Source organism: Agromyces binzhouensis (assembly GCF_004135055.1).
Classification (GTDB): Bacteria; Actinomycetota; Actinomycetes; order Actinomycetales; family Microbacteriaceae; genus Agromyces; species Agromyces binzhouensis.
In genome coordinates, this window is sequence record NZ_SDPL01000449.1 from 1 (window position 1) to 2,407 (window position 2,407).

The window sequence follows — 2,407 nt, forward strand, 5'->3', positions numbered from 1 at the left end:
CCGAGCGCGGCGAGGTCGGCGGGGCCGACGCGCCACCGCGCCCCGCCGAGGAGTCGCAGGAGCTCCGACCCCGCGGTCGGATCGTGCACGACGCGCAGTGCGCAGACGAGGTCGGCGATCACCGGCTGGTCGAGCAGGCCGGCGACCCCGAGCACGTGCACCGGGACCCCGCGCTCGCGGAGCGCCGACGCGAAGAGGTCGACGTGGGCGAAGGTGCGGCAGAGCAGCGCGCCGGTGCGCCCGCCCGGACGCATCCGTTCCGCCAGCCAGTCGGCGACGCTCGCCGCCTCCTCGTCGATGGTCTCCGACCACGAGACCTCGAGCCGCCCGTCGCCGGCGAAGGGCGACGGCCGGAGCGGCGCCTTGGGGATCCCGCCGTCGAGCGGCGCGATGAGCGCGTTGGCGGCGTCGAGCACGATCACGGGGTTGCGCCAGCTCGTCGACAGGTCGTAGGCGACCGCCTCGCCGGACTCGGAGAAGTCGCGGCCGAAGCGGGCCAGGTTCGCGGCACTCGCCCCGCGCCATCCGTAGATCGACTGGTCGGGATCGCCCACGGCCATGACGGCGTGGTCGCGGAACAGCGTCGAGAGCAGGCGCGTCTGCACGACGCTCGTGTCCTGGTACTCGTCGAGCAGCACCGTCGCGTACCGCTCGCGGTGCTCGGCGACGACCTCGGGATGCGCGGTGCAGATCTGCAGCGCGAGCGCGACCTGGTCGGAGAACTCGACGACGCCCCTCCGCTGCTTCTCGGCCGCGTAGGCGTCGGCGAGCTCCAGCAGGGGCGGCAGCGCCTCGACGACCCCGAGCGCCGACACGAAGGTGTCGAACGGGGTCCGCTTGCGCGGCGCCTCGATCGGCAGGTCGTGCATCGCGAGGAACTCGCGCGCGAACGCGCGCACGTCGCGGCTGTCGGTGACGTTCTCGGCGAGCGCGCGGCTGAGCGTGAGCACGGCGCCCGTCACCCGGTCGAGCGACGCGTCGAGCTCGACCAGTCGCGGGTCGGCCGACGCCGACACGATGCCGCGAGCGAGCTGCCACGCGGCGGCTTCGCCGAGGATGGACGCGTCGGGCTCGCGCCCGATCCGCAGCGCGTGCTCGCGGTAGATGGCGCCCGCGAACGCGTTGTAGGTGAAGACCGCTGCCGACTCGAGCGGATCGAGCCGCACGTCGGCGATCCCCTCCGCGACGAGCTGGCCCACGCGTTCGCGCACGCGTTCGGCGAGCTCGCCCGCCGCCTTCCGGGTGAAGGTCAGGCCGAGCACCTCGGGCACGTCGACGGCGCCGTTGGCGAGGAGCCAGACGACGCGGTTGGCCATGGTCTCGGTCTTGCCGCTGCCGGCGCCCGCGACCACGATGCTCCGGCCGCGCGGGTCGGCCTCGATGACGGCGCGCTGCTCGGGCGTCGGCGCGTGCAGGCCGAGGCGGGCGGCGATCTCGTCGGCGCCGATCCGGACCGCGCTCACGCGCACACCGCCGGCACGAGGTGGACCCGGTAGTGCCAGTCGCCGAACCTCGACCCGTGCGCGAACTCGACGGGCGAGTCGAACCGGGCCCCGGCCATGACGCGGGCCACCTCGTCGAGTCGCTCGCGGAACGCGGCCTCGGCGTCGTCGTCGAACGGCTGCTGGGCGCGCTCGGTGTACAGCCGCCCGCCGACGGGTCGCGCGACGTAGACGAGCTTCGCCCCGCCGAGGCGCCCCTCGTTGGGCAGTGCGCCCGCTCGCGCCGCGAGTTGGTACGCCGCGAGCTGCGGGTGCTCGGCCGTCTTCGCCGCGGTGGGCGGGGTCCGCCCGGTCTTCAGGTCGACGATCACGGTCGTGCCGTCGGGCGAGGCCTCGACGCGGTCGATCGTGCCCGTGATGCGCACGCGCCCGCTGACGAGCGTGAACCGCCCCTCGGCGCCGAGCACCACGACCCCGTCGTCCTCAGCGCCGCGGAGGTAGTCGGCGGCGCCCTCGGTCATCCTCCGCGCTCCCCGGCGCTCGCGCTCGGCGACCCATCCGGCCTCGAACCGGAGGTCGCGCCAGCGGCGCTCGACCGACGCCCAGAGCGCCTCGACGTCGATGTCGCCCGCCTGCTGCGCCGCCTCCTCGACGACGGCGTGCACGATCGTGCCGATCGACGCGGCGAGTCCGGACGGCGGCTGGGCGACGTGGTCGACGAACCAGCCGAGCGGGCTCTCCTCGACGCGGTCGATCTGCGACGGGGACACGGGGACCAGGGCCTCGGGATCGCCGTCGAGGTCGACGAGCGGTGCGGTCGTGGTCGGTTCGGCCAACCCGTACCACTCGTCGGGATGCGCCCCCGGCACACCCTGCTCGGCGAGCAGGGCGATCGCCGCGGCGGCCTCCCGGTCGCCCGCACCCGCGTCGCGCCGGAGGGCGCCGACCATGCCGCGCAGGTGCAG

The 2,407-nt window shown here is 75.0% G+C and carries 2 protein-coding genes; both read right to left on the bottom strand.

The features are described from left to right. Positions 1-1,463, bottom strand: a 1,463-nt coding sequence (locus ESO86_RS15500; protein ID WP_242492405.1) for an ATP-dependent helicase, incomplete at its 3' end; no start/stop codon positions are given. Further along, positions 1,460-2,407: RecB family exonuclease (locus ESO86_RS15505; RefSeq protein ID WP_207207178.1), on the bottom strand; the 948-nt coding region annotated here is incomplete at its 5' end. The genes ESO86_RS15505 and ESO86_RS15500, both read right to left, overlap by 4 nt.